Origin of the sequence: Oceanospirillum sp. (genome assembly GCF_048265165.1) — a bacterium.
GTDB lineage: Bacteria > Pseudomonadota > Gammaproteobacteria > Pseudomonadales > Halomonadaceae > Oceanospirillum.
This window is the reverse complement of record NZ_JBLXCD010000005.1, coordinates 199,547-225,027: the sequence shown is the minus strand read 5'-3', so window position 1 is coordinate 225,027 and position 25,481 is coordinate 199,547. Positions and strand designations below refer to the sequence as shown.

General features: G+C 46.9%; 19 protein-coding genes. 12 read left to right on the top strand and 7 right to left on the bottom strand.

From position 1 onward, the window contains the following. Positions 1 to 154: 154 nt before the first annotated feature. Positions 155 to 1,966: an ABC transporter ATP-binding protein gene (locus ACN0R8_RS11840; RefSeq protein WP_417597647.1), complete on the top strand. Its 1,812-nt coding sequence runs from the start codon at positions 155 to 157 to the stop codon at positions 1,964 to 1,966. 103 nt (positions 1,967 to 2,069) lie between these two features. Here ACN0R8_RS11840 and ACN0R8_RS11835 read toward each other — a convergent pair whose 3' ends face one another. Then, positions 2,070 to 2,891 (bottom strand): YecA family protein, encoded by an 822-nt coding sequence (locus tag ACN0R8_RS11835; RefSeq protein ID WP_417597645.1) that lies wholly within the window; start codon positions 2,889 to 2,891, stop codon positions 2,070 to 2,072. 159 nt (positions 2,892 to 3,050) lie between these two features. Here ACN0R8_RS11835 and ACN0R8_RS11830 point away from each other — a divergent pair, with 159 nt between their 5' ends. The 3 genes from ACN0R8_RS11830 (at position 3,051) to ACN0R8_RS11820 (ending at position 6,675) form a co-directional block, all read left to right on the top strand. Beyond that, entirely contained in the window at positions 3,051 to 3,548 is a 498-nt protein-coding gene (locus tag ACN0R8_RS11830; protein ID WP_417597643.1) for a SprT family zinc-dependent metalloprotease, read from the top strand. A gap of 352 nt (positions 3,549 to 3,900) precedes the next feature. Continuing rightward, positions 3,901 to 5,850 carry an acetate--CoA ligase gene (gene acs, locus ACN0R8_RS11825; RefSeq protein ID WP_417597641.1) on the top strand — a complete coding sequence of 650 codons (1,950 nt, stop codon included), beginning with the start codon at positions 3,901 to 3,903 and terminating at the stop codon, positions 5,848 to 5,850. 162 nt (positions 5,851 to 6,012) lie between these two features. Continuing rightward, positions 6,013 to 6,675 carry a LuxR C-terminal-related transcriptional regulator gene (locus ACN0R8_RS11820; RefSeq protein WP_078320026.1) on the top strand — a complete coding sequence of 221 codons (663 nt, stop codon included), beginning with the start codon at positions 6,013 to 6,015 and terminating at the stop codon, positions 6,673 to 6,675. A 75-nt stretch (positions 6,676 to 6,750) separates the two neighbouring features. On the opposite strand, the gene ACN0R8_RS11815 is transcribed toward ACN0R8_RS11820, so the two are convergent. Further along, complete coding sequence (locus ACN0R8_RS11815) at positions 6,751 to 10,692, bottom strand: NahK/ErcS family hybrid sensor histidine kinase/response regulator (RefSeq protein WP_417597639.1); 3,942 nt, start codon at positions 10,690 to 10,692, stop codon at positions 6,751 to 6,753. Between the two features lie 264 nt (positions 10,693 to 10,956). On the opposite strand from ACN0R8_RS11815, the gene ACN0R8_RS11810 reads away from it, so the two are divergent. From ACN0R8_RS11810 to ACN0R8_RS11780, 7 genes are all read left to right on the top strand, one after another. Next, entirely contained in the window at positions 10,957 to 11,211 is a 255-nt protein-coding gene (locus ACN0R8_RS11810) for a DUF4212 domain-containing protein (RefSeq protein WP_078320028.1), read from the top strand. A gap of 73 nt (positions 11,212 to 11,284) precedes the next feature. After that, positions 11,285 to 13,129: a sodium:solute symporter family protein gene (locus tag ACN0R8_RS11805; RefSeq protein WP_417597637.1), complete on the top strand. Its 1,845-nt coding sequence runs from the start codon at positions 11,285 to 11,287 to the stop codon at positions 13,127 to 13,129. A gap of 508 nt (positions 13,130 to 13,637) precedes the next feature. After that, positions 13,638 to 13,898, top strand: a complete 261-nt coding sequence (locus tag ACN0R8_RS11800) for a DUF4212 domain-containing protein (protein ID WP_078320030.1) — start codon at positions 13,638 to 13,640, stop codon at positions 13,896 to 13,898. A gap of 6 nt (positions 13,899 to 13,904) precedes the next feature. After that, on the top strand, positions 13,905 to 15,701 hold the full coding sequence (locus ACN0R8_RS11795; protein WP_417597635.1) for a sodium:solute symporter family protein: 1,797 nt from the start codon (positions 13,905 to 13,907) through the stop codon (positions 15,699 to 15,701). Between the two features lie 100 nt (positions 15,702 to 15,801). Further along, positions 15,802 to 16,308: a hypothetical protein gene (locus ACN0R8_RS11790; protein ID WP_417597633.1), complete on the top strand. Its 507-nt coding sequence runs from the start codon at positions 15,802 to 15,804 to the stop codon at positions 16,306 to 16,308. Positions 16,309 to 16,496: 188 nt separating this feature from the next. Beyond that, positions 16,497 to 18,329 (top strand): DUF294 nucleotidyltransferase-like domain-containing protein, encoded by a 1,833-nt coding sequence (locus tag ACN0R8_RS11785; protein WP_417597631.1) that lies wholly within the window; start codon positions 16,497 to 16,499, stop codon positions 18,327 to 18,329. A gap of 28 nt (positions 18,330 to 18,357) precedes the next feature. Next, positions 18,358 to 18,981: a 3'-5' exonuclease gene (locus tag ACN0R8_RS11780; protein WP_417597629.1), complete on the top strand. Its 624-nt coding sequence runs from the start codon at positions 18,358 to 18,360 to the stop codon at positions 18,979 to 18,981. Positions 18,982 to 19,116: 135 nt separating this feature from the next. Here the strand turns inward: ACN0R8_RS11780 and ACN0R8_RS11775 are convergent, their stop codons facing one another. The 3 genes from ACN0R8_RS11775 to ACN0R8_RS11765 all read right to left on the bottom strand — a co-directional run bounded on the left by ACN0R8_RS11775 (position 19,117) and on the right by ACN0R8_RS11765 (position 21,976). After that, positions 19,117 to 20,070, bottom strand: coding sequence for a glutathione S-transferase family protein (locus tag ACN0R8_RS11775; protein ID WP_417597627.1), 954 nt, complete (start codon positions 20,068 to 20,070; stop codon positions 19,117 to 19,119). 230 nt (positions 20,071 to 20,300) lie between these two features. Next, complete coding sequence (locus ACN0R8_RS11770) at positions 20,301 to 21,377, bottom strand: polysaccharide deacetylase family protein (protein WP_417597625.1); 1,077 nt, start codon at positions 21,375 to 21,377, stop codon at positions 20,301 to 20,303. Continuing rightward, a complete protein-coding gene (locus ACN0R8_RS11765; RefSeq protein WP_417597623.1) occupies positions 21,374 to 21,976 on the bottom strand; it encodes a DNA-J related domain-containing protein in 603 nt (200 codons plus the stop codon). The genes ACN0R8_RS11770 and ACN0R8_RS11765 overlap by 4 nt, the downstream gene beginning before the upstream one ends. Positions 21,977 to 22,173: 197 nt before the next feature. Between ACN0R8_RS11765 and ttcA the strand changes: the two genes are divergently transcribed. Next, positions 22,174 to 23,016: a tRNA 2-thiocytidine(32) synthetase TtcA gene (gene ttcA / locus ACN0R8_RS11760; protein WP_417597621.1), complete on the top strand. Its 843-nt coding sequence runs from the start codon at positions 22,174 to 22,176 to the stop codon at positions 23,014 to 23,016. Positions 23,017 to 23,095: 79 nt separating this feature from the next. Here the strand turns inward: ttcA and fnr are convergent, their stop codons facing one another. Further along, entirely contained in the window at positions 23,096 to 23,881 is a 786-nt protein-coding gene (fnr, locus tag ACN0R8_RS11755) for a fumarate/nitrate reduction transcriptional regulator Fnr (protein WP_417597619.1), read from the bottom strand. A 199-nt stretch (positions 23,882 to 24,080) separates the two neighbouring features. Next, the gene (hemN, locus tag ACN0R8_RS11750) at positions 24,081 to 25,475 is read right to left on the bottom strand and encodes an oxygen-independent coproporphyrinogen III oxidase (RefSeq protein ID WP_417597617.1); all 1,395 of its coding nucleotides are present in this window, start codon (positions 25,473 to 25,475) and stop codon (positions 24,081 to 24,083) included. Between the last annotated feature and the right edge of the window lie 6 nt (positions 25,476 to 25,481).

The following is a 25,481-nucleotide window of genomic DNA, read 5'->3' as shown; positions in this document are numbered from 1 at the left end:
CTTGAATTGCAGGCATAAAGTTTGTTTTCGGGCTATAAGGCGGTTTTTCAATATTTGCTACTCATTACCATGAAGTAGCCCATCCGGATTAAATGGGAGTTTTGACTTGAAATCTGAGTCGATCAAAACAGATAACACCCTTGAATTATGTACGATGACTGATAACAGTGCAGGCTCTCTTATGCAGCAGGAGATTACTCCTCAGTCCCTTTGGCAAGTCATCAGACAACATAAAAAGTCCCTGATATTGGCGAACCTGATCGCGATTGCGGCGACTTTATTCAGTGTACCTTTACCGCTGTTGATCCCTCTGCTTGTGGATGAGGTACTACTCAGCCAGCCCGGGCAGATTACAGCGACGATTAATGACCTTTTGCCCCAGGACTGGCAGCTGCCTGCTGCCTATATTGTTGTGGTTCTTTTGGCGACAGTTCTGATGCGTGCTGCAGCGTTGGTACTGAATGTCTGGCAAACCCGTCAATTCACTCTGATTTCAAAAGAGATTGTGTTCATGCTGCGAAAGCGTCTGCTGGGGCATCTACAGCGGATCTCTATGGCAGAATATGAGCATCTTGGGGCTGGTTCTGTGGCCTCTCATCTGGTGACGGATGTTGACACGATTGATCGTTTTATCAGTAGCTCTGTCAGTCGCTTTGTGGTGGCTTTTCTTTCACTGATAGGTGCAGCTGTGATTCTTTTTTGGATGCACTGGCAGCTGGCGCTTTTTATTTTACTGCTTAACCCGGTTGTGGTTTGGGTGACCATGCGGTTGGGAAAGCATGTGAAGCAACTAAAGAGGACGCAAAATACCGCTTTCGAAGCCTTCCAGTCAGCCTTGGGAGAAACGCTGGATGTTGTGCAGCAATTGAGAAGCAGTAATCGTGAAGAACATTACATCAAGCGCCTTGTACGGAAGGCATTTGATGTTAAAGAGCACTCCGCCAACTTCGAATGGAAAAGCGATGCTGTCAGCCGGCTGAGTTTTCTGGTTTTTCTTTTTGGTTTCGATATATTCCGCGCACTCTCGATGCTAATGGTGCTTTATTCAGATCTTTCAGTTGGGCAGATGCTGGCAGTATTTGGGTATCTTTGGTTCATGATGGGGCCTGTGCAGGAGGTGCTGGGAATTCAGTACGCCTGGTTTGCTGCCAAAGCGGCGACTGGCCGTCTTAATGATCTGTTGAAGCTGCAGCAGGAGCCTGACTACCCTGAAGTGAATGACCCCTTTTCTGGCAAGGTAACAACCGGTATTTGTATTCGAGACTTGCACCTGAGGTATGGCGATAATGAACCCGTGCTTAGGGGCGTGAACCTTGATATTCGTCCCGGTGAGAAGGTTGCTTTGGTGGGAACCAGTGGTGGTGGTAAGTCGACATTGGTACAGGCCCTCCTGGGGCTGTATCAGCCGGAGTCCGGTCAGATATTTTACGATGATGCTCCTATTGAGACTATTGGGTTGTTACCGGTACGAAATCATGTCGCGACGGTGCTGCAACATCCGGCCATGTTTAATGGTACGGTCAGAGATAATCTTACGCTGGGGCGCGAACAACGGGATAAGAAGCTTTGGCAGGCCCTGGAGATTGCTCAGCTGAAATTCTTTGTGGAGCAACTGGAGGGCGGGCTTGACACCCTGGTTGGGCAGAAGGGGTTACGATTGTCCGGAGGGCAGAAACAACGATTGGCGATTGCCCGTATGATACTGACTGATCCGAAAGTGGTGATCTTGGATGAGGCTACCTCAGCATTGGATACGGAAACCGAGGCCCGTTTGCATGAGGCAATGGCGGCGTTTCTGGAAGAGCGCACCACACTTATCATCGCCCACCGGTTAAGTGCTGTGAAGCAAGCAGACCGGGTTTATGTCTTTGATGATGGGCGAATCATTGAGGAAGGGCGTCATGATGAGCTGCTGAAACAGCAAGGGGTCTACCATAAGCTTTATGGCCAGCGTCAGCAGCATTGATCCAGATTAATGGTCGATATAAACGATGATAAAAAAGAGCGGGGTTGTCGAACCCTCGCTCTTTTTTGTACGTTGTTAAAGGTTCAATCTAGGAAAGGCCGGTTTATTTACGCTTGCCGCTCCGGCGGTTTTTCCCTTGGCCGCCTTTACCGCTAGCAGCCTTACCAGCGCCACCCTTTGAGCCTCCTTTGCCTTTTCCGGGGAAAGAAGAAGGTTTTTCTGCTGGTGCGTGGAATAGCAGATAGAGGTCTACCAGAATTTCTGGTAGTTGAGCTGCTAAACGGTTCGTCGTGTCCAGGTCGGCAACAATATCGTCAAGCTCTTCATCCGGAAACAGACAGGAGATTGCCATAAAGGGCAGTAGCAGTTCTGCGGCATCCTGTTCATGCTGCCCAAACCATACTTCCTCACGCATCATGACAGCCTCAACAAAACCGGCGCACCATGCGCTGATTTCGCTGTCATCCAGTACTTCGTCTTGTTCCAGCTCTGGCTCAAAAGGCAACTCGATAGTTTGGCCACGGTACAGTACAGTGCGGGTATGCTCCAGCATGCTTTCCAGCCAGCCGATGACGGTCTCTTCGTCAAATGCTCCGGAGTCTGAGTTGGAGAACTTTGGCATGCCGTTAAATGCAACCGGTAGCCATTCTCCGGTTGGGACCGGGTCGGGACATACCGCCAAGGCTACCATAAAGCCATGCAGGCCGATAATGTCCAGCGCTTCAGGGTCAACCTGATCTGATTCCAGAAAATCATACAGCTGATCCAGGGTAGCATCGTCGATAACGGCTACTGGGATAGACTCTTCTTTCATAACTACCTCTGAACTGGGAGGCCCGGTAAAAAGCTTCTGTGCAAAAATATAGCGCGACACACAGAGCGCAGACCCAAGGCCATTAAATGACGCCCATTGTACCAATGTCATAGGTGACCGCTAGCAGGCAATTGAGATTTTATCGACAAGCTGCGACCATTTTACATTTATTCAGAAAATAGCTATGGCCAAGGATACTGTGTGCAAGCAGAAATATTATTGAAAGAACATTCTCGGGCACTGCCGGTATGCCCCGATCCAGGAGATAAAGTGCAGGCGGAAGTTGCACTGCGTTTTGGTCTGATCTATTGGATGGAAAAGGTAGAAACTTACTTCGGGAAAACTTATCCGGTGCCGGAGCTGGATCTGAGCCTGAGAGGAAAGTGTGCTGGGCAGGCTTATCTTCAGCGCTGGAAGCTGAGGTTCAATTTAGCCCTTATGGCGGAAAACTATCAGGATTTTATGATCAATGTAGTACCGCATGAGCTGGCACACTTAGTGGCGTTTCGGGAATTTGGCCATCAGATTAAACCCCATGGACGGGAGTGGCAGGCTGTTATGGAACAGGTATTAGGTGTCCCTGCTAAAACAACTCATCAATATGATGTTACTAAAACCGCGAAACAGGATTATATCTATCACTGTGGTTGTCCAGAGCGGGCCCATGGGTTGACGATTCGCCGTCACAAGAAAATTGCTCAGGGAATCAAATACTTATGTCGCACTTGTCGTCAAGAGTTGGTTTTTAAAGAGAAAAAAGGGTTGTAAAACGCCCCCTAGGGCTTTCAAGAGGGGGTTACAGCAGGCAGTTGTTATAACCCGTTTTACTTTATAGGGCAGATGATTGTATGACCCGAAAGTCGAATGAAAGCTTGTTGTGCACCTGCGAGAAAATGAAACCGGAAATGGCTATATGGTCACAAAAGGAAAGGCTATTTATAACTCATTGATTTTTAAGGAAAAAATAGTGCTACCAAGGTCTAATGTTTTCGCGTCTCTCAGCCCAGTATAACTTTGCATCGAATATGTATTCCGGGTGAGGTTGTTTTGTTTACCTCCGCATCATAAAAATAAAGCGCCCGGGGTTTCTTTTCTTTACAGGCACAGAGGCAGGATTTAGATGAGCGAACAACAAAAAGTGTACCCAGTTCCAGCAGACGTGGCTTCAAATGCTTTGATCAATAAAGCGAAGTATGAAGAGATGTATAAACAGTCTGTTGAACAGCCAGATGCATTCTGGGCTGAACACGGCCAGCGTATTGACTGGATGAAGCCTTTCACCAAAGTTAAGAATGTAAGTTTTGATACTCATAATGTCGATATCAACTGGTTTGAAGATGGTACTCTGAACGCCAGTGCTAACTGTCTGGATCGCCACCTGGAAACCCGCGGTGATCAGGTTGCTATTATCTGGGAGGGTGACAACCCTGAGCAATCTGAGAATATTACTTATCGTGATCTGTATACTCGTGTATGTAAGTTCTCGAACGCGCTGAAAAGCCAGGGCGTTCGTAAAGGGGATGTGGTGACTATCTATATGCCTATGATCCCTGAGGCTGCTGTTGCGATGCTGGCCTGTGCTCGTATCGGTGCGGTTCACTCCGTTGTATTTGGTGGCTTCTCCCCGGATGCAATTGCTGGGCGTATCATTAACTCTGACTCCCGTATTGTGATTACAGCCGATCAGGGACGTCGTGGTGGCAAAGCAGTTCCTCTGAAAGAGAACGTGGATGAAGCGCTGACTAATCCGCAAGTTAAGACGGTTGAAAAAGTCGTTGTGGTTCAATGCACTGGCGGTGATATTGCTTGGCATGATCACCGGGATGTCTGGTATCACGACATCTATAAAGGGGCTTCTGATATTTGTCCTCCGGAAGAGATGGGGGCAGAAGATCCGTTGTTTATTCTGTACACCTCCGGCTCTACCGGTGCGCCTAAAGGCCTTAAGCATACGACCGGTGGTTACATGGTTTATGCATCCATGACGCACCAATATATCTTTGATTACAAAGAGGGTGATGTTTACTGGTGTACAGCTGATGTAGGTTGGATTACGGGTCACAGTTACATCCTTTATGGTCCTCTGTCTAATGGTGCAACTACTCTGATGTTTGAAGGTGTGCCTTCTTATCCATCTCACAGTCGCTTTGGTGATGTGGTTGATAAGCACAACGTCAATATTTTATACACGGCACCGACCGCAGTTCGTGCATTAATGGCCCAGGGCGATGACGTAATGGGCGATAGTAAGCGTGATTCTTTGCGTCTGCTGGGTTCTGTGGGTGAGCCTATTAACCCTGAAGCCTGGGAGTGGTATCACAAAAATATCGGTAACGGTAACTGCCCAATTGTTGATACTTGGTGGCAGACCGAAACCGGTGGGATTCTGATCTCTCCGTTGCCGGGAGCAACGGATTTGAAACCGGGCTCTGCAACACTGCCGTTCTTTGGTGTTCAGCCTGCGTTGGTTGATGGTCAGGGAACTGAGCTGGAAGGCGCGACTGAAGGTGGTTTGATTCTCCAGGATAGCTGGCCTGGTCAGGCTCGTACTATCTGGGGTGATCATGAGCGTTTCGTTCAGACTTATTTCAGTACTTATCCTGGCACATACTTTACTGGTGATGGTGCGCGCCGTGATGAAGATGGTTATTTCTGGATTACCGGCCGTGTTGATGATGTTCTGAATGTATCCGGTCACCGCATGGGCACGGCTGAAATTGAAAGCGCTATGGTTGCACACAAAGATGTTGCTGAAGCTGCTGTTGTGGGCTATCCCCATGAGATTAAAGGCCAGGGTATCTACATCTATATAACATTGAATGATGGCGTTGATGAGTCTGAAGATCTGCGTAAAGAGCTGGTGAAGTGGGTTCGTAAAGAGATTGGCCCAATTGCTACTCCGGATCTGATTCAGTTCTCCGATGGCCTGCCTAAAACACGTTCCGGCAAGATTATGCGCCGAATTTTGCGCAAGATTGCTGCGAATGAATGTGATGGTTTAGGGGATACCTCAACGCTGGCTGATCCAGGTGTTGTCGATAATCTGATTGAGTCCCGCCTGAACCGTTAATCGCTTCGATTCACGACTTTTGTAGTCGAAAAGACGAAAAGCTCCCGTGTGATTAGCACATGGGAGCTTTTTTTTGCAGGCAAAAGTGTCAACAATAAGGTATTATTGATCAGCAAATAAGAGTGAAAAAATATAAGATTAGCAGGGAGTTGGAGGAGATTAATGGCATTAGCACAGAAGATCATTATTGCTGACGATCATCCATTATTTCGTGCCGCGCTGCAGCAAGCGGTAAAGCAGGTAGCACCTGAAGCCGAGATTGTTGAGGCCGAAGATATGGAGGCTGTGCAGACCGCAGCCAGTAACAATTCCGATGCAGACCTTATCCTGTTGGATCTGCATATGCCTGGAGCGCATGGTTTCTCTGGTTTGGTTTTTCTGCGGGGGCAGTGTCCTGCTATTCCCGTGATTGTTGTCTCTGGTACTGAAGAGCCTATCGTGATCCAGCGAGCGATTGATTTTGGCTCATCCGGCTTTATTCCTAAATCGTCTTCATTGGAGACCATCGCTGAAGCGATTGAAGAAGTGCTCAATGGTGAAGTGTGGCTTCCGCCTGAGATCTCTGAAACACTGAGTGAAGTCAGTGAAGAACAGGCTCGTTTTGCTGAAGCACTCTCAACACTGACTCCGCAACAGTTCCGTGTACTGAATATGCTTACTGAAGGCTTGCTGAATAAGCAGATTGCTTATGAGCTTAATGTCTCTGAAGCCACTATTAAGGCGCATGTAACGGCTATTTTGCGTAAATTGGGTGTGCACAGTCGTACTCAGGCGGTAATTGCAGCTAAGCAGCTTGAGGTTGAGCCGCCAAAGGTTGCTGATTAAGCGCTGTAACCCCTAGACCCCTACTGATGAAAAGCCGCTATTTTTAGCGGCTTTTTCATGTTCATGCATTGTTGATCACTGTTTCAGTTTTTGGCTTTTTAGGATGCGGGTGACCATAGCCCTGAGTGGTGCTGGCTTAAGTGGTTTATGCAGCAGGGTGTAGCCCTCCCGCTTGATCTCTTCTGCAACGGTTTCAGTTCTGTCGGCTGTAATCATAATACCGGGAATCTGCTCATGCCTTGCTTCGTTAAGCGCTGATAGGGCCATGACGCCTGTGACATCGTTATCCAAGTGATAGTCCGCCAGAACAATATCTGGTATGCCTGAATTTCGGATGGCCGATTTTGCTCCACCAATGGTTGTGGCTTTACTCACGCGACAGTCCCAATTACTGAGCATCGCTTCCATGCCCTCCAGGATCAGGGGCTCGTTATCTATGCAGAGAATATGCAGACCTGCCAGTGGGTTATTGCGCTGGCGTTTTGAGGATAGGCTTGCACTTTTTTCGCTTTGCTCCTTTGGAAGGTCTTCAGGTTTACCTAAGGGAACCTCTACGCTAAATACAGTGCCTTCACCGGGCCATGATCTAACCTGAAGTTTGTGATCCAGCACTCGACTCATGCGCTCGGCAATAGAGAGTCCAAGTCCAAGACCTTTTTCACCCTCTTTATTGTGACGTTCAGGGTGGTCCAGACGTTTAAACTCCTGGAAAATTTCAGAGAGCTTCTCTTCGGGGATGCCTGGGCCTGTATCCCAGACTTCTATTCGGACACCATTTTTAACCCTCCGACAACCCAGTAAAATTTTTCCATGCTGAGTGTAACGGGCAGAATTTGATAAGAAATTCTGGACAATTCTTCTCAGCATCTGGCTATCACTGCGAACAACGACCTGACTACCGACCGTGCTGAATTGCAGGCCGCGATCATTAGCCATTACACCGAACTCTGCCTTAAGAGGCTTAAGAATATCGGCCAGGTAAAAAGTACTGATGTTTGGTTGCAGTGCACCCGCATCTAACTTAGATATGTCCAATAGGGTGCTGAGCAATTCTTCAGCGGCTTTTAGTGAGCTGTCGATATTACGGGTCATGCGATATTGATCAGGATTTTCTTCTTTTACCTGATGAGCTAACGCTGAGGTGAACAGACGTGCGGCATTCAGAGGCTGAAGCAGGTCGTGGGATGCCGCTGCTAAGAAGCGGGTTTTGGAGGCGTTGGCCTGTTCTGATGTTTGTTTTGCCTGCATCAGGTCCTGGTTGAGGTCAGACAGTTCCTGTGTGCGCTCTTTTACACGTTCTTCCAGTGTTTCATTGGTTTCTTTTAAGGCAATTTCTGCTTTACGGCGTTCGGTAATATCCTGATAAAGAGAGAAGAAACCAAGAATTTCTCCCTGATCATTTTTATGGGGCGTGTAGGTGACCAGGCCGTAGCGCATACGACCGTTATCCAGAATATGTTCCAGTTCAAAAATGGTACGTTCGCCTTGTAGCACCCGTTCGATATAAGGGCGGCGTGCTTCATACTGAGTCAGGGAGAGTACCTTGTAGATGGGCTGACCGATAATTGTTGTCCGGTCTACGCTCATGGCTTCTTCATAAGCTTTATTGGTGAATAGGTAGCGTAACTCTGTGTCAAAGTATGCGATCAAAGCGGGAACATTATCTGTATAAATCCTAATGTTATTTTCGCTCTGAATCAGTGCTTCTTCTGTTTGTTTTTGTTGGGTTATATCCTGATAGGTATAAACAAAGCCTCCACCCGGCATGGGGTTGCCTTCTACATCCAGCACGGTTCCATCTTTACGGTAGCGAATATAGCGATGAGGCTCGCCATAGCGAATATTATCCAGAAGTTGCTGAACCTGGTCCTCCGGGTCGCCTAGCCCGTACTCTCCGGTTTGAGCATTAAAGCGAAATATATTTTCGATGGGTTCGCCGACTCGAATTAAGTTGTCCGGGAAATTGAACAGGTCGAGATAGTGCTGATTCCAGACGACTAGCCTCAGGTTGTGGTCGACCACGGAGATGCCCTGACTGACGTTTTCAATCGTGGCCTGCAGCAGAGCACGGTTGAACTCGAGAACCTGAGAGGCCTCATCCACAATGGAGATAACATCGCTGATCTGAATCTCTTTACCCTGAAGCGCTGAGTTAATCACGATGCGGGCAGACGATGCCCCCAGTACACCGGTAAGAAGGCGTTCCGTAAATTGAATAACCTCGATGCTGGCTCGGTCATCCGGTCGGAAAGATTCTTTATTATTACGCAGAAAATAATCAGAGAAGGCTTTATCGACCGCTTCCGGCTCAAGAAAGCGTTCGCACAACGCCATCAGGTCGCCCACGGAGGTTGAGCCCATCCAGGGGCGGGCAGATTTGGTATTTCGTGTATCAATGCTGTCGATAAATGCTGAAGCCTGAATCCGGTCAATCACCCGTTGCCGGGTGATGTTTGAGACGGCTATATACAGTATCAGGTTGATGCCCAAGCTAAAGGCTACGCCGTGGGTCAGAAAGTCCAGATTGGCACCGAAAAGGGCTTCTGGTCTCAACCAGTATATTCCCATCGGGCCATCAACAAAGATGTTGGACTCGAGCCAGCCGGCATTCGCCAGGCTGGGTAACAGCATAGTATATGCCCAAATGAGAATACCGCTACTCATGCCCACCAAGGCGCCGTATCGGTTTCCTCTTTTCCAGTACATGCCCCCGATCAGCGCCGGGCCAAATTGGGCTACTGCAGCAAAAGAGAGTAACCCGGTTGCGGCCAGTGAATTGAATTCGGCAATTGCCAGATAAGTCAGGTAAGCCAGGGCCAGCACACCAATAATGGTGATCCGCCGGATTCTTAGTACCAGTTGACCAAAATCATGATGGGAGGTACTGCCACTCCATCGAAACTTCAACAGCAATGGGATCACAATGTCATTAGACACCATAATACTGATGGCGATTGTTGCCAGAATGACCATGCTGGTGGCGGCAGAAAAACCTCCAATAAAGGACAGAAGAGTCAGTCCGCCTTGTTGTGCGGCCATCGGTAGCGTCAGTACAAAGGTATCGGGTTCAACGGTTCCATCGGGGAAAATCAGCAGGCCTGCGGCGGCAATCGGCAAGACAAAAAAGGAGATAGCGACCAGATAAGCCGGAAAAACCCAGCGTGACGTTCGGGCATCCTCAACGTGGGTATTTTCTACCACGGCCATATGAAATTGTCGGGGCAGACAGAGAATCGCCAGCATTGCGAGAAGTGTTTGGGCTAAGAAACCGTTACTGATGGGATCTTTATTGAGCTCTTTCTCAATTTCAAGATAGTAGCGGGCATGAGTCAGAAGGTCATTAAAACCATTAAACATACCGTAGGTGATCGAAGCACCGACAACGATAAAAGCCAGTAACTTGATGATAGATTCGAACGCGATGGCCAGAACAAGGCCGTCATGGTGTTCTGTTGCATCCACATTACGAGTACCAAAGATAATGGCAAAAATGGCCATCATAATGGCGACATAGAAACCGGTATCGCTAAAAAACTCAACGCTACTATTCGTCAGAGGGGCCGGATAACTGGTAATAACGTTGTACGACATCGTGACAGCTTTTAGCTGCAACGCGATATAGGGTAGCGTTCCTACCAAGGCAATCAGAGTAACAAGAATAGCCAGGCTCTGGGTTTTTCCATAGCGGGATGAAATAAAATCAGCGATGGAGGTGATGTTCTGCTTTTTGCTGACCCTGATGATTTTCCGGATGAGCCCTGAAAACAGCACATACATAATAATGGGGCCAAGAAAGATGCTCAGGTAGGTCCAGCTACTATGGGTGGCTTGTCCGACTGTGCCATAGAAGGTCCAGGAGGTGCAGTAAACACCAAGAGCCAGGCTATAGACAAAAGGACGACGGGACGTCAGGCGTGCTTTGCTACGCTTTGCTTTTGCGTCTCCCCACCAGGCTATAGAGAAAAGAATTGCAATGTAGATCAGTGAGATAGTCACTAATATCCAGCCTTGGAACATACCCGATCACCTGATGAAAAATGAACCAATATTGTCATGTAGCTGACATCAGGCTTCAAGGCAAATATGAGACTGGCAATCAATCAGGGGAGGGTGACCGGCTAAATTGGCAGAATTCTTTGTATTAGATCTGTGATTTAGGGTCAGTTTGCCCGGCCGATTAAGACTAAAGTAAAGGGGTTAAAAAACTCAGATTTGTTAGATTGTCCTATGGACTGGTTTGTACCAATAATAAAAAAATCTAAATAACAAAAAGGTTAACCCATGAAAGAAGAGCAGGCGATTGCATATTGGCGTGAGAATATCAGTTTGATTATTCGCTACCTCATCATCTGGTTTGTAGCTTCTTATGGCTGCGGCATTTTGTTTGTCGATGCTCTGAATAAAATACATTTCTTTGGCTTCAAAATGGGCTTTTGGTTTGCTCAGCAAGGCTCTATTTTTATTTTTCTGGCATTACTGGTGATGTACGCGCGAAGTATGAATAAGCTCGACAAGAAATATGATGTACATGAATGAACTCCTGACGAAGCATTTCGCGTCTACTGCAAGTCCAGAATAATAAAAAAGCACTCAGAGGAAACTTTTCGTCATGAGCCTTGATGCACTTACCTACTTATTTGTCGGCCTGTCATTCACCCTTTATATCGGTATCGCCATTTGGGCCCGGGCAGGCTCCACGAAAGAGTTTTATGTGGCCGGTGGCGGTGTTCATCCTGCTGCAAATGGCATGGCAACAGCTGCTGACTGGATGTCTGCTGCCTCATTTATCTCACTGGCAGGCATTGTCTCTTTTTCTGGCTACGATGCCTCTGGTTACCTGATGGGATGGACGGGTGGTTATGTCATGCTGGCATTATTATTAGCCCCCTATCTGCGAAAGTTTGGCAAATTTACTGTGCCTGACTTTATCGGTGACCGCTATTACTCTAATACAGCCCGTACCCTTGCGGTTATCTGTGTCATTTTTATTTCATTTACCTATATCGCCGGCCAGATGCGCGGCACTGGAATTGTTTTTTCGCGCTTTCTTCATGTCGATATTGATACTGGCGTGCTGATTGGCATGGTGATTGTATTTTTCTATGCGGTTATGGGGGGCATGAAAGGCATTACTTATACACAGGTGGCCCAGTACTGTATTCTGATTTTTGCTTACACAGTTCCTGCGGTATTTCTGGTGATGCAAGTAACCGGTCATGTTTTACCTCAGACCGGGTTGGGGGCTACGGTTTTAGAGTCGGTTAACCCAGTATGGGCCGGTAAGCCGGTACTTTTTATACTTGATGAGATTGTGCAGGATCTGGGGTTCCACGAATACACTACAGGTACCCGAACAACCATTGATACCTTCTTCATTACAGCGGCGCTGATGGCCGGTACCGCAGGCTTACCCCATGTTATTGTTCGCTTTTTCACGGTGCCAAATGTTCGTGATGCCCGCTCTTCTGCAGGCTGGGCTTTGATGTTTATTGCTGTCCTATATTTGACAGTGCCTGCTGTGGGGGCTATTGGGCAGCTCAACCTGATTAATACCCTTAATGGAGAGCAGGGAGGTGGGGTTTCTTATTCTGATATGCCTTCATGGTTTAAAAACTGGGAGCAGTCCGGCCTTGTTGCTTGGAATGATAGAAATGGTGATGGCAAGGTTCAGTATGCAGCCGGTGATGCCTTTATGGGCGGTAAGCCGGTACTGACCGATAAATACGGCGAGTTAGGTCAGCGTTTAACTGATAACCCACTGATTGACACTAAAGCTTCCCCGGGGTTTGACCCAAGTATTCAGCCCTATGCTAATGAAGTATTCGTTGACCGGGATATTATGGTACTTGCAAACCCCGAAGTTGCCAGTCTGCCTGATTGGGTGATTGCCTTGGTCGCCGCTGGCGCTGTCGCTGCTGCGCTTTCCACTGCTGCAGGCCTGTTACTGGTAATATCGACGGCTATTTCCCACGATTTACTCAAAAAAACTCTATTGCCGGAAATTAATGAAAGGCAGGAGCTGGTAGCTGCCCGTATGGCCTCTGTCGCAGCCATATGTATTGCAGGATATTTTGGTCTGAACCCTCCGGGTTATGTTGCTGCTACAGTAGCGCTTGCATTTGGTTTGGCAGCGGCGAGCTTTTTCCCGGTAATCTTTATGGGGATCTTCTTTAAACGTATGAATAAAGAGGGTGCTATTTCGGGTATGTTGGTTGGTCTTCTTTCAACACTGGCTTATATCGTTTATTTCAAGTTCATGGGAGGTACGAAAGAGGATCTTTTCATGGGGATTTCTCCAGAGGGGTTTGGAGCGCTGGGGATGATGATGAATTTTTCCGTGGCTTTTATAGTATCCAGAGTGACGCCCTGCCCACCAGAAGAAGTTCAGGCAATGGTTGATGATATTCGTATTCCAAGGGCTGCGGACAGGGTTCATACTCAGGAGCCGAGGTAGGCAGATTTATATGGTCGTTATGGATTAAAGGTGAACATTTGTTCACCTTTTTTATATGCGTTGCAGCAATATAAGCGAATGCTCAGCCTATGAATATTGATTGCCCTGATCAGATTTGATCAAAGTATGACCATTTGGTTTTTCGGCTTGGTTTTTAGGATACTAAACTTATTAGACCTTTATGTTAGAAGGTAAAAAAAAGCTTATTTCCTGATATCTCAATTTTTTCCTATCTGTATGTTTTTTAAGGATTTTGTTGTTTTTTTGATAATGCCCTGATCACTCTACTACTAATGTCGGGGATTACATTGCAGAGGATATTTTTGAAAATCAATTAGGCCTGAAGAGCTGGAATTTACATAACAATAAAATGAGGGCACAGCAAAAATCTTGTATCGATTATTTCAAATGGCAACGAGTGCCGTTAATCCTTACTTGCTGCTGGCGTCTCATGATTCTCAGGCTTTATATCCTGAACTCTTAATAACAATAAACGGAGAGCATCACTATGGCAGATAGTAAAAGCAACGCTGCTGAATACTGGTCGGCGAATTTACGCCTGATCTTTGGAAGTCTGATTGTCTGGGCTTTAGTTTCCTATGGGTTTGCAATTCTTCTGCGTCCATTGCTGGCTGGAATTCCTGTTGGTGGTACGGACTTAGGTTTCTGGTTTGCCCAGCAGGGGTCAATTATTTCGTTTATCGGTATCATTTTCCATTACGCATGGAAGATGAACAAACTTGATGAAAAATTTGGCCTTGGGGAGTAAGGAAACATGAGTCAATTTGCGATTAATATTCTGTTTGTAGGGGCATCTTTTGCACTCTACATCGGTATTGCCATCTGGGCCCGAGCGGGCTCAACAAAAGAGTTCTACGTAGCTGGTGGCGGCGTACACCCTGTTGCTAATGGTATGGCAACAGCAGCTGACTGGATGTCCGCTGCATCATTTATCTCCATGGCTGGTCTGTTGGCCTCTAAAGGCTATTTTGCATCTTCCTTCCTGATGGGCTGGACCGGTGGTTATGTACTGCTGGCCATGCTTCTGGCTCCTTACCTGCGTAAATTTGGTAAGTTCACTGTTCCTGACTTTATTGGTGATCGCTTCTATAGCAGCACAGCCCGTACCTTGGCTGTAATCTGTCTGATTGTTGCTTCGGTTACATACGTAATCGGTCAAATGAGTGGTGCCGGTGTTGCATTCTCCCGCTTCCTGGAAGTTTCCAACGATGCTGGTATCTGGATTGCGGCTCTGATCGTATTTCTGTACGCAGTATTCGGTGGTATGAAAGGCATTACCTATACTCAGGTAGCTCAGTACGTTGTACTGATTATTGCTTATACCATTCCTGCGATCTTCATCGCGATGCAGCTGACCGGTAACCCGATCCCGATGTTTGGTATGTTTGGTACTCACGTTGAATCCGGTGTACCTCTTCTGGAAAAACTGAACACTGTTGTTACTGAGCTGGGCTTTAGCAGCTATACCGCAGATGTGGATAATAAACTGAACATGGTTCTGTTTACTCTGTCTCTGATGTTTGGTACTGCAGGTCTGCCGCACGTTATCATCCGTTTTTTCACCGTACCTAAAGTTGCTGATGCACGTTGGTCTGCAGGTTGGGCGCTGATCTTTATCGCTCTGCTGTATCTGACCGCTCCTGCTGTTGCATCTATGGCTCGTCTGAACCTCATTACAACGGTTTATCCTGAAGCTGCTGCTAAGCAGGAAAATTATGAGCAGTCGATGCAGAACCCGATTCTTTTCTCTGAGCGTCCTGAGTGGATGAAAACCTGGGAAGAGACTGGTCTGATCAAATACGAAGATAAGAATAACGATGGTCGTATTCAGTTCTACAATGACAAAAACGCAGACTTCAACAATACTGCTGAAGCGCGTGGTTGGAATGGTAATGAGCTGAACGTAAATAACGATATTCTGGTACTGGCTAACCCTGAAATTGCACGGCTTCCGGGGTGGGTTATTGGTCTGATCGCTGCGGGTGGTATCGCTGCTGCACTGTCAACGGCTGCAGGTCTGTTATTGGCAATCTCTGCGGCAATCAGTCACGATTTGATCAAGAAAACCATCAATCCAAGCATCTCTGAGAAAGGTGAAATGCTGGCTGCTCGTATCTCTATGGCTGCAGCTATTCTGGTTGCAACCTGGTTAGGGCTGAACCCTCCTGGCTTCGCGGCACAGACGGTAGCACTGGCATTTGGTATTGCAGCGGCTTCGATCTTCCCTGTTCTGATGATGGGTATCTTCTCTGTCACCATGAATAATAAAGGTGCTGTTGCAGGTATGCTGGCGGGTCTGGTTACAACCCTGGTTTACATCTTTACCTACAAAGGTTGGTTGTTTATCCCTGGTACTAACACCCTGCCGGACACTGCTGAGCATTGGATTCTGGGTATCTCCCCTCTATCCTTCGGTGCAATTGGTGCAGTAATCAACTTTGCAACGGCCTTCATTGTTTCCGGTGCTACTGAGAAACCACCAGCAGAAATTCAGGAAATGGTAGAAAGTGTACGTTTCCCTAAAGGTGCTGGTGAGGCAGTTGATCACTAATAGCTCTTCAACTCGCGCAGGTTTACAATCTGCAAGGGTATAAGAAAGCAAAGCGGGCTTCCTTTTTAAGGAAGCCCGACTTATTTTAAGGAAGGGTTTTATGATTTGGCACTTAATTGCTGCGTTTGTTGTGGGTGTTGCCTGCGCAGGTATCGCTCTGTTTCTTAGGAAAGTCAGCCGCCAGCGCTTGCCTAAGTGGATTATCCCTGTTTTTGCCGGTGTTGGTATGCTGGCTTATCAGGTTCATACTGAGTACGACTGGTTTGATCACAAAACTGCGAGTTTACCTGAGAACTCTGTTGTGGTTGCTTCAGAAGCTCCGGGAAGCCTCTGGCGACCGTGGACGTATATGATTCCTATGACAACGGCTTTTACCGTTTTGGATACAGGTAGTATTCAGCCACGTTCCATTGATAATCAGATAATTTCTGAGTTCATGCTTTACCGCTTTGAGAAGCAACATGTTGATCGTGTTAAGGCTCAGGCTTATGTGCTTAACTGTGATACTCGCGATCTTCTGCCTATGAATGAAAAAAGAATGTTGGATCTGGAGAAGCGTCAGGTTCTCACTCAGGATAATGAGTTATTGCTTCAGGTTTGCCGCTAACAACTCCCCCTCTTTTTAAAGCCTGATACTAAAGTCAGGCTTACAGCTGACCGGTGGGTCTGCTAGATTCGGTTCATAACACAAAGTTACCGAATGCGCTGGCAGGCCTGTGGTTCGGGCATATCTCCCTTCACCACTTGCGTATCCGCCTTCAGAATCTTTGGCTCTGATAACAAGGATAAAAATCTATGAGCAATGAGTTCGACCTCTCTCATCCGCCTTTTGATTTGCTCAGTACGGAAGAGCAGGAAAAGCTAATATCCCGTCTGGATATTGGATATTTTGGTAAAGATGAAATTGTCATTGATGCCGGGCAGGTGAGTGAATCTGTTTTTGTTGTGCTGAAAGGTGCTGTTGTTGAGCTGGACCTGACAAAAGAATCCGAGCCGGATGGTGGCGTGATCCGGGAATATGCCCATGACGATCTGTTTGGTGCGATAGGTATTATTAACGGTTCCAGCCGTTATACATTCAAGACGGTTGAAGAAACGATTGCTTGGCTGCTGCCAAAAGAGATATTTCTCGGCCTGATGCATAGCAATGAGCCTTTTTCGGCTTATTTTCAGAACACCCTGGCTGAAAAGGCACGCTTACTGGAACGGCGCCGTAGTGAAAAACTGGGCAATGGCGACATGTCTTCTTTTATGATGGCTAAGGTTGCAGACTCCGTTTTGCGCGAAGCGGTTATTTTGCAGTCCGGTACAACGATTCTGGAGGCGACACGTACCATGCGTGAGCAGCACTCAGATTGTTTATTGGTCCATAAGAATTCTAAATATGGCATGGTAACCCGTACAGACCTACTTGAAGGTGTGGTGCTGCAGGATATGGGGCTTGATAGTGATATCTGCGACCTGGCCAGCTATGACTTGCTAACGGTTCAGGCTGATGATTTCTTGTTTAATGCTCTGGTGCTGATGACACGTCATAAGATTCAACGTGTGGTCGTTTTTGATCAGAAAAAATTAGCCGGCCTGGTTGAGCTGACGGATGTACTGAGTTTTTTCTCCAGCCAATCTCATGTGATTGGGCTGCAGATTGAACGAGCTGGTAATCTTGAAGAGCTCGCCCGTGCTGCTAAAGGGACAACAGAGCTGATCAATGGCTTGGTGGCTCAAGGGGTTAAGATTCGCTTCGCGATGGATCTGTTGGCGGCATTAAATGGCCGTATTATTGCTAAAGCCTACGAGCAATTAGTCCCTGAAGCGCTTCGTAAAAAAACTTGCTTGCTGGTCATGGGTAGCGAAGGTCGTGGTGAGCAGGTATTAAAGACCGATCAGGATAACGCCCTGATCATAGCAGACGACCTGGACTGGCAAGAGTGCAGTCAGGTAATGGATAAGTTTACGAGTACATTGCTGGATTTTGGTTACCCGCTATGTCCCGGCAATATCATGGTTTCGAACCCAGAGTGGGTTATGAAAGAGTCAGAGTGGCGAAAAACGCTGAACCAGTGGAGCGGTTCTGTTGAAGGAACAGGCCTGATGAATCTCGCTATTTTTGTTGATGCCCACGCAGTAGCGGGCGATGCTCGCTTGTTTAGTCGCCTGCGTGACACTCTGTTCCATTCTTTGGAGGGTAACGAGGTTTTCTACTCCTATTTTGCTATGCCCTTACGTCGTTTCAGCACACCATTAACCTTCTTTGGTGGTTTGAAAAACTCCGATGGTATGGATATTAAAAAAGGTGGCATCTTCCCGATAGTTCATGGCATTCGTACTATGGCGCTGCAATTTAAGATAAAAGAGACTAACACCTTTCAACGTATTGATGCCTTAGTCGAAAAGCGAGTGATGAAACGCAAGTTTGCTGATGACCTAGCAGAGGCCTTAGTCGTGTTAAGCTCGCTGCGTTTGCAACAGCAGCTTAAGGTCGAAACCGGTCAGGCCCCACCAGGTGAGAGTAATATGGTAAGTGCTGTGGGCCTTAATAAACTTGACCGTGACCTGCTTCGTGAAGCGCTGCATATGGTGAAAGAGTTTAAATCAAGAATGTCGCATCGCTATCACCTTGAAAGATAAACATTGACGTTATTGTGAGGTAAGCAAAATGGTTTTGAAAACAATAAGAAGTGCTACCGATAAATGGGCTCATAAAGATGGCGACTATGCCTTCATGTTTGAGCCGTATACAGGCGATGAGATTATCGCCCTGGACTGCGAAATGACGGATCTGGATCCTCAGAAAGCGGAGTTGGTGTCTATTGCGGCTGTAAAGATTAAAGGCACTCAGGTGCTGACCAGTGAAAAGTTGGATATCAAACTACAGAAGCCAGAAAGCCTGACCGGTGATTCGATTAAAGTTCATCGTATTCGTGGCGTCGATCTGCGCGGAGGTGAGGTATTGCCTGATGCTCTGGAGCAGTTACTGAACTTTATTGGTAATCGTCCAATAATGGGGTACTACATCGATTATGATATTACAGTGCTAAACCGCTTTATTCGCCCACGGTTTGGCTTCAGCTTGCCGAATAAAACGATTGAGCTGTCTCAGAGCTATGAGGCTAAGGTCAAGCGCGCTAATCCTGAGCTGCAACCAGATCTTCACTTTGAGAAAATCGCTGAAAAACTAGGCGTACCTATGGTAGGGCAGCGCCACAGTGCCTTAGGCGACGCAATTACTACGGCGCTGATGTATGTGCGTCTGTTGAAGGGCCCGGTTCCCACCAGCTAACCTGAGTTTTCAAAACGAGAATTGAGCCATGACTGGCCTCAGGAGCCCGTTAGAAAAGTGCTACTCTGTAGAGTTGGCCTGCCATAGATATTGCAGGCCTTTTTTGTTTGGGTCGGCAAAAAATTCCAGATTAAATTATGCCTGAAAGAGTTTCGGGGCCGGACGGTTCGGCTGTGAATTCAGAGCGGACAGATCCGGACCTGCAGGGATGATCTGTGTTGGATTAATGTTCGCGTGGCTGAAGTAGTAATGGCGCTTGATTTCATCAAAGTGGACAGTATTACTGATCCCTTTAAATTGATAAATGGCCTTCGTGTAATCCCATAGGCTTGGGTAGTCAGCAATCCGTTTTAGGTTGCACTTAAAATGGCCAACGTAAACAGGGTCAAATCTGATAAGCGTCGTGAACAGGCGGATATCAGCTTCTGTCAGGTATTCGCCAGTTAGATAAGGGGTGACAGACAGCTGTTCTTCAATTGTGTCGAGAGCTGTGAATAAAGGGCCAAATGCCTCTTCATAGGCTTGCTGTGTTGTTGCGAAGCCACAGCGATATACCCCGTTGTTGATACTCGGGTAGATAAGGTCATTCCAACGGTTAATATCAGGTCTTAGGTGCTCAGGGTATAGATCAATATGGTTGCCTGTTTTTATATTAAAGGCACTGTTAAACAGACGGATAATCTCTGACGACTCATTATTTACAATCGTTTCTGTCTTCAGGTCCCAAAGAACTGGCACTGTAACTCTGCCGGTATAATTTTTTTCCGAGTGTGTATAGAGTTGATGATGGAACTGGTAGCCGTAATTTGGCTCCGCAGAGTCGTAGACCCAGCCATCAGAAAGCATATCCGGTGACACAGCTGTTACGGGAATAAAGCTCTCGAGATCTTTCAAGTGCCGGACAATAGCCGCTCTATGTGCCCAAGGGCAGGCATGAGATATATAAAGGTGGTATCTGCCTTCTTCCGCTGGATAGCTATCGTCACTAATTTGGTGACGAAACTGAGCGTCCTCCCGTAAAAAGTGACCGCCGCTTTTCTTTGTGTCATACCATTGGTCGCACCAAAGGCCATCTACCAGTAAACCCATCTTCAATGCCTCACCTGAACTTAGTTGGCCTGAGCATACTCGGTTACTGGATAATAAAAATCATAATTAAGTGGGGCTTTTTTTCGATTTCATCGAATTTATTGAAATGAGAAAGACAGGTTATCCGTTATAGAAATATTGCAGAGAGAATCAATAAATCAGGAGCTTGCAGTCAGGAATTTACAATAAATACCCCGGAGGCACGAGGCCTCCGGTTTTTGGAAGGTTTGTTACCAGCTACCTTTTTGATCTGGCAGTATCCAGCTATGTGAGAACCAATAAAATCGTGTGGATTTATCATGGGGAGCTGTGCAGGTATATTCCACAGGGCCAATTTTTTCACCCAGTTTGCTCTGTATCATGAATACAGGGCGCTTACCTTCTTCACTACTTGTGTAGGTACTGACTGGTAAGCCATCTCCGTTTTGACAGCGCAGGCCGCTTAGTTGGTAGCTGCCAGACAAGAGTTCAACTTCTGCCTGAGGTCGGCGATTATCTGCCGCCAATATCGTTGGCTGTGCTTTTACCCGGCGTACAGGCAGGGGCAGGCTTGTGAGCTTTACCGAGAGATTGTTGATATTACTTGCCGTACCGGTTGCTGTGAACCTCGGTTGGTAGCTCATTGATGTGTAGCGGCTTACTGGCCCCTGATGTATACCGAAGGCAACGAGTCCTTTCGATTTTATTACTTTTCTGGCGACCTCATCGGCCTGGCCTGCCTGATAGGCAAAAAGCTTAGGTGTAATCCCTAAATACTTTTTCAGAGCTTTCTGGTTCAGATCTATCTCTTTTGTAATACGCAGTCGTCTCTCTTCTGTACTTTCACCTGGCAGTGATTTGGCAAAGTTACTGGAGGTAATACCCATACTGCCAATAGTACCACCGGCTTTCTGAACATTTCTGAGTTGTTCCCAGTTCATATAAAGAGGGTGCGCTTTCAGGATAGGAGCTGCTGCGACAAATACGGTAAAAGGGAGTTTGCGGTCTGAAAGATGTTTGAGCGCACTGTCATAGACGCTGATATAGGCGTGATCAAAGGTAATCGCGACTGTTTTGTCAGGGATGCTCTGCTTGTTTTTTACGCGGTCAACAATCTTTTCCAGAGGCCATACGGTAAAGCCATGGTTTTTCAGATAGTCCAGGTGCTGAAGGAATTCTTCCTCTGTTGCACTTTTACTGGGAGGGGTGCGATCACTGATATGCTGATACTGTAAGACGACTGCATGTCGGGCGGCAAGTGTCTCAGTACTGTTTATCAGTAGCATTACAGCCAGAATCAGCAGGCTGAACAGGTGGTTTTTTTTCATTGGAAAGCTGCCTTTAGAATTGCCATGGCTTCATTGATCTCCTGGATTTTCGATGGGTCTCCGCCCCGGTCCGGGTGGTGTTGCATAGCCAGTTTGCGATAGCGCTGCTTTATTTCAGCAAAGGTAATGGGTTCGCTTAGCTCCAGACACTCCAATGCCCGATGACTAAGACCGCGTTTTACCTGCTTCTCCTCTTCGATATCAATTTTCTTCCAGAAGTTTCGTAACATATCATCTAACTCTTCCTCTGTTGTTTCCTGCAGAGCTGTCAGATCAAGATAGTAGTCACGCATTGGATCTTTTTCTTCGAGAAGATCATGACCAAATTCGTAGGGGTGGAGCTGAATATGGACCGCTGAAATCTCCATAATCCAGTGAGCTTGCTTTATTAGCTCATCTTTAAGTTCATAGAGTGCGTTGTAAACCAGAAAATGGGTACGGAAAAGCGTCATGGTGTCTGAGAAGGTAGCGGGGGTCACTTCTATAACCCCTGTTTCGCCCAAAGCTTTAATGAGGGTGTGTTCGTTTAATCCTTGAGGGTGAGCTTCAAGAACCAGCTGAATCGTGTCCAGCAGACGTGATCGCTGCAGAGTATTCATTTAACGCCTTACCTGTCATCCATTGTGCCCAAAAATGAACCTGATCCAAGCGTATCAAAATTCAGGGTTAATCATAAACGCTTTAAACATCAAAGTGTTGTCATTTTTTGTGCTTTTTTATCGAGGCTTCGAGTTTACAATTAGTTGGTTTTTGGGTAAAAGACCTCCCTTAGCTTTGCCTTGCCACAGGAGCCCCCATGCAGGAACTTTTACCAGAAGATAAACGCGAGTTTAATAAGTTGCAAAAGCGTTTGCGCCGCCATGTCGGGCAGGCTATTGCCGATTACAATATGATTCAGGAAGGCGATAAGGTGATGGTGTGTCTGTCGGGGGGGAAGGACTCGTACACCATGCTGGATATTCTGATGAGCCTGCAAAAAAGTGCACCGGTAAAATTTGATTTGGTGGCTGTGAACCTGGATCAGAAACAGCCAGGCTTTCCTGAGCATGTTTTACCTGAGTATCTGGCTTTGATCGGTGTTGATTACCATATTCTTGAGCGAGATACCTACAGTATCGTTCAGGAGAAGGTTCCGGAAGGCAAGACGACCTGTGCACTTTGTTCCCGGCTGCGCAGAGGCTCTCTGTATGGTTTTGCAGAAGAGATTGGTGCCACTAAAATTGCATTAGGCCACCACAGAGATGATATGTTGGAAACACTGTTTCTAAATATGTTTTACGGTGGAACGCTTAAAGCGATGCCTCCAAAGCTTCTGAGTGATGATGGAAAAAATATTGTCATTCGGCCAATGGCGTACTGTGTTGAAAAAGAAATTGAAGCGTTTTCTGAGCTGAAAAAATTCCCGATTATTCCATGTAATCTCTGTGGTTCTCAGGATGGCCTGCAGCGCCAGGTCGTAAAAGAGATGTTACAAAGCTGGGAGAAGCAACACCCTGGGCGTCTTGATACAATGTTTCGTGCGATGCAGAATGTGGCACCTTCTCAGTTGGCAGATACTGATCTGTTCGACTTTAAAAATCTTGAGCAAAAGCAGGTTCAAATGATGGCTAAGCGCATCGATATTGTTAATGCCGGTTAAGCCTTAGGTGTACTCTGAAACTAACTCATAAAAAAAGAGAGCACTGGGCTCTCTTTTTTTTATGGCCTGATGAGATAAGTTAACCCTCACTGGCTATTTTAGTCTCATTAGGTATTTTCTGTTCCTGATCTGGCAGGCCTGCAAGAATACTCAGGTCATCCATGTTCAGGATATGAACTTCTTTACCGTTAACCGCGATAAGGTCGCTGTTCTGAAAGCGAGTAAAGACCCTGCTTACCGTTTCAACCGCCAGACCCAGATAGTTACCTATCTCATTACGGGACATGGGTAACCGGAAGGTAAATGGTGAGTATCCGCGGCGTTTGAATCGGGTCGAAAGATTGGTCAGAAAAGTAGCTACGCGCTGCTCAGCATTTTTCTTACTCAGTAGCATCATCATCTGCTTGTCATCGCGCAACTCTCGGCTCATGATGCGCAGAACCTGAGAACGAAGCTCCGGGAGTTCTTTTGCCAGCTCTTCAAGACGCCCAAATGGAATCTCACAAACCGTTGTTGTCTCGAGTGCCTTTGCAGATACCGGGTAGGTTTCACAATCGATACCATCGAGACCAACCAGCTCACTGGGCAGATGGAAATTAGTGATCTGCTCTTCGCCGTCATTGGTCATGGCATAGTTTTTAATGCTACCGGAACGTACCGCGTAAACGCAGTCAAAGCGGTCACCCTGATGAAAAAGATGTTCGCCTTTTTTCAGTGGTTGGCGGCGCTTAATTATTTTATCCAGCTGGTCAATGTCTTCAAAATTCAGTGATATCGGCAGACAGAGAGAACTCAGGCTGCAGGTAACACACTTAGTTTCCTTGCTCGGGTGAAAACATATTCCCTTAAGTTGCCCCTTTGGCATATCAGAACTCCGGGCTAATGACTAACAAGAATGGCTCACGGATGCCTCTATTTAATTCAGAAGCTGTGCTCATTATGAACATTTTACTGAACTACGCAAAGTTTTTTGATGCATATCAGATTTACCAGAATAGCATGATTTAAGACAAGAAAAGAGCGAAAGACTGTGCTTTCACCCTCTGCTCTGTCGTTATCATCTCTCAGATAATGCGGGAATAGGATTGTGTCAGTGCTTTCTTATCCAGATATTTATCAAACACCATACATACAGCCCGTACCAGTAAACGACCGGCAGGTGTGACTTTTAGCTTATTACCGGACAGCTCAATCAGACCATCAGCATGGTGTTGTTGCAGGAACTTCAGCTCCTCTTTGAAATAGCTGTCAAAGTCGATATTAAAGTCACGGCTGAAGTGATCGCCATCCAGCTCAAAGTGGCAGATGATCTGATTGATCACACTGCGCCGCAAAATATCATCATCAGTTAATTTTAGACCTTTGATGACTGCCAGCTGACCACCGTCGATGGCCGACTCGTATTCATTGATGGTGTAAGCGTTTTGGCTGTAGGTATTCGCTAGTTGACTTATAGAAGACACACCCATTGCAATCAGGTCACAGTCTGAATGAGTGGTGTAACCCTGGAAGTTACGGTGTAGCTTACCCTCTTGTTGAGCGATAGAAAGACTGTCATCTGCCTTTGCAAAATGATCCATGCCGATGTAAACATATCCAGCCTCTATCAGACGATTGATAGTGTGCTCCAGAATCTTCAGCTTCACATCCGGTGCGGGAATTTCTTCATTTTTGATACGTCGCTGTGGCTTAAAGCGCTCAGGAAGGTGAGCATAATTGAAAACCGAAATACGATCCGGGCTCATGCGGATAATGGTTTCCAGTGTTTCGCTGAAAGTATCTACCGACTGCAGCGGTAACCCGTAAATCAGGTCGATATTTAAGGAGCGGAAGCCCAGGCGGCGGGAGTGATCCAGGATCTCCTGGGTCATCTCTTCTGACTGGATTCGATTAACCGCTTTTTGCACCGCCGGATTGAAATCCTGCACCCCTAGGCTTACACGGTTAAAGCCCAGTTCACGCAGTAGCTCCATGGTATCGCCTGTAGCTTCCCGGGGGTCGATTTCAATAGAGAAGTCACCTTCGTCGTTGTCCTGAAGGTTAAAAGCCTGCCGGGTTTTTGCCATAAGGTCGCGCATCTGCTTATGGCTTAGGAAAGTAGGGGTGCCGCCACCCCAGTGCAACTGTTTTACCTGACGGTTTTCAGCGTTAGCCAGGGCAGCTTGCATCTCAATCTCTTTATAGACTCGCTCCAGGTAAGGCTCGGCTTTAGCGGTGTCTTTGGTGGCGATCTTGTTACAGCCGCAGTAGAAACAGATCGTATCGCAGAAGGGAATATGAAAATAAAGCGATAGAGGGCTGTTAGCATCAATGCTACGTTGAGCCGCAGCACGGTACTCTGTTTCGCCAAATTGGTCGGTGAACTGAACAGCGGTTGGGTACGAGGTGTAGCGAGGTCCGGAGATGTTATAACGCTGGATAAGGTCGTGATCCCACTGGATCTGAGTCCGTGTCTTCATAGTTAA

Coding starts and splice junctions, on each gene's coding strand:
- ACN0R8_RS11780 (WP_417597629.1), top strand. CDS start 18,358: ATGGTTTTGAAAACAATAAGAAGTGCTACCGATAAATGGGCTCATAAA.
- ACN0R8_RS11775 (WP_417597627.1), bottom strand. CDS start 20,070: ATGGGTTTACTGGTAGATGGCCTTTGGTGCGACCAATGGTATGACACA.
- fnr (WP_417597619.1), bottom strand. CDS start 23,881: ATGCCAAAGGGGCAACTTAAGGGAATATGTTTTCACCCGAGCAAGGAA.
- ttcA (WP_417597621.1), top strand. CDS start 22,174: ATGCAGGAACTTTTACCAGAAGATAAACGCGAGTTTAATAAGTTGCAA.
- ACN0R8_RS11765 (WP_417597623.1), bottom strand. CDS start 21,976: ATGAATACTCTGCAGCGATCACGTCTGCTGGACACGATTCAGCTGGTT.
- hemN (WP_417597617.1), bottom strand. CDS start 25,475: ATGAAGACACGGACTCAGATCCAGTGGGATCACGACCTTATCCAGCGT.
- ACN0R8_RS11835 (WP_417597645.1), bottom strand. CDS start 2,891: ATGACATTGGTACAATGGGCGTCATTTAATGGCCTTGGGTCTGCGCTC.
- ACN0R8_RS11785 (WP_417597631.1), top strand. CDS start 16,497: ATGAGCAATGAGTTCGACCTCTCTCATCCGCCTTTTGATTTGCTCAGT.
- ACN0R8_RS11795 (WP_417597635.1), top strand. CDS start 13,905: ATGAGTCAATTTGCGATTAATATTCTGTTTGTAGGGGCATCTTTTGCA.
- acs (WP_417597641.1), top strand. CDS start 3,901: ATGAGCGAACAACAAAAAGTGTACCCAGTTCCAGCAGACGTGGCTTCA.
- ACN0R8_RS11840 (WP_417597647.1), top strand. CDS start 155: ATGACTGATAACAGTGCAGGCTCTCTTATGCAGCAGGAGATTACTCCT.
- ACN0R8_RS11770 (WP_417597625.1), bottom strand. CDS start 21,377: ATGAAAAAAAACCACCTGTTCAGCCTGCTGATTCTGGCTGTAATGCTA.
- ACN0R8_RS11820 (WP_078320026.1), top strand. CDS start 6,013: ATGGCATTAGCACAGAAGATCATTATTGCTGACGATCATCCATTATTT.
- ACN0R8_RS11800 (WP_078320030.1), top strand. CDS start 13,638: ATGGCAGATAGTAAAAGCAACGCTGCTGAATACTGGTCGGCGAATTTA.
- ACN0R8_RS11810 (WP_078320028.1), top strand. CDS start 10,957: ATGAAAGAAGAGCAGGCGATTGCATATTGGCGTGAGAATATCAGTTTG.
- ACN0R8_RS11815 (WP_417597639.1), bottom strand. CDS start 10,692: ATGTTCCAAGGCTGGATATTAGTGACTATCTCACTGATCTACATTGCA.
- ACN0R8_RS11790 (WP_417597633.1), top strand. CDS start 15,802: ATGATTTGGCACTTAATTGCTGCGTTTGTTGTGGGTGTTGCCTGCGCA.
- ACN0R8_RS11805 (WP_417597637.1), top strand. CDS start 11,285: ATGAGCCTTGATGCACTTACCTACTTATTTGTCGGCCTGTCATTCACC.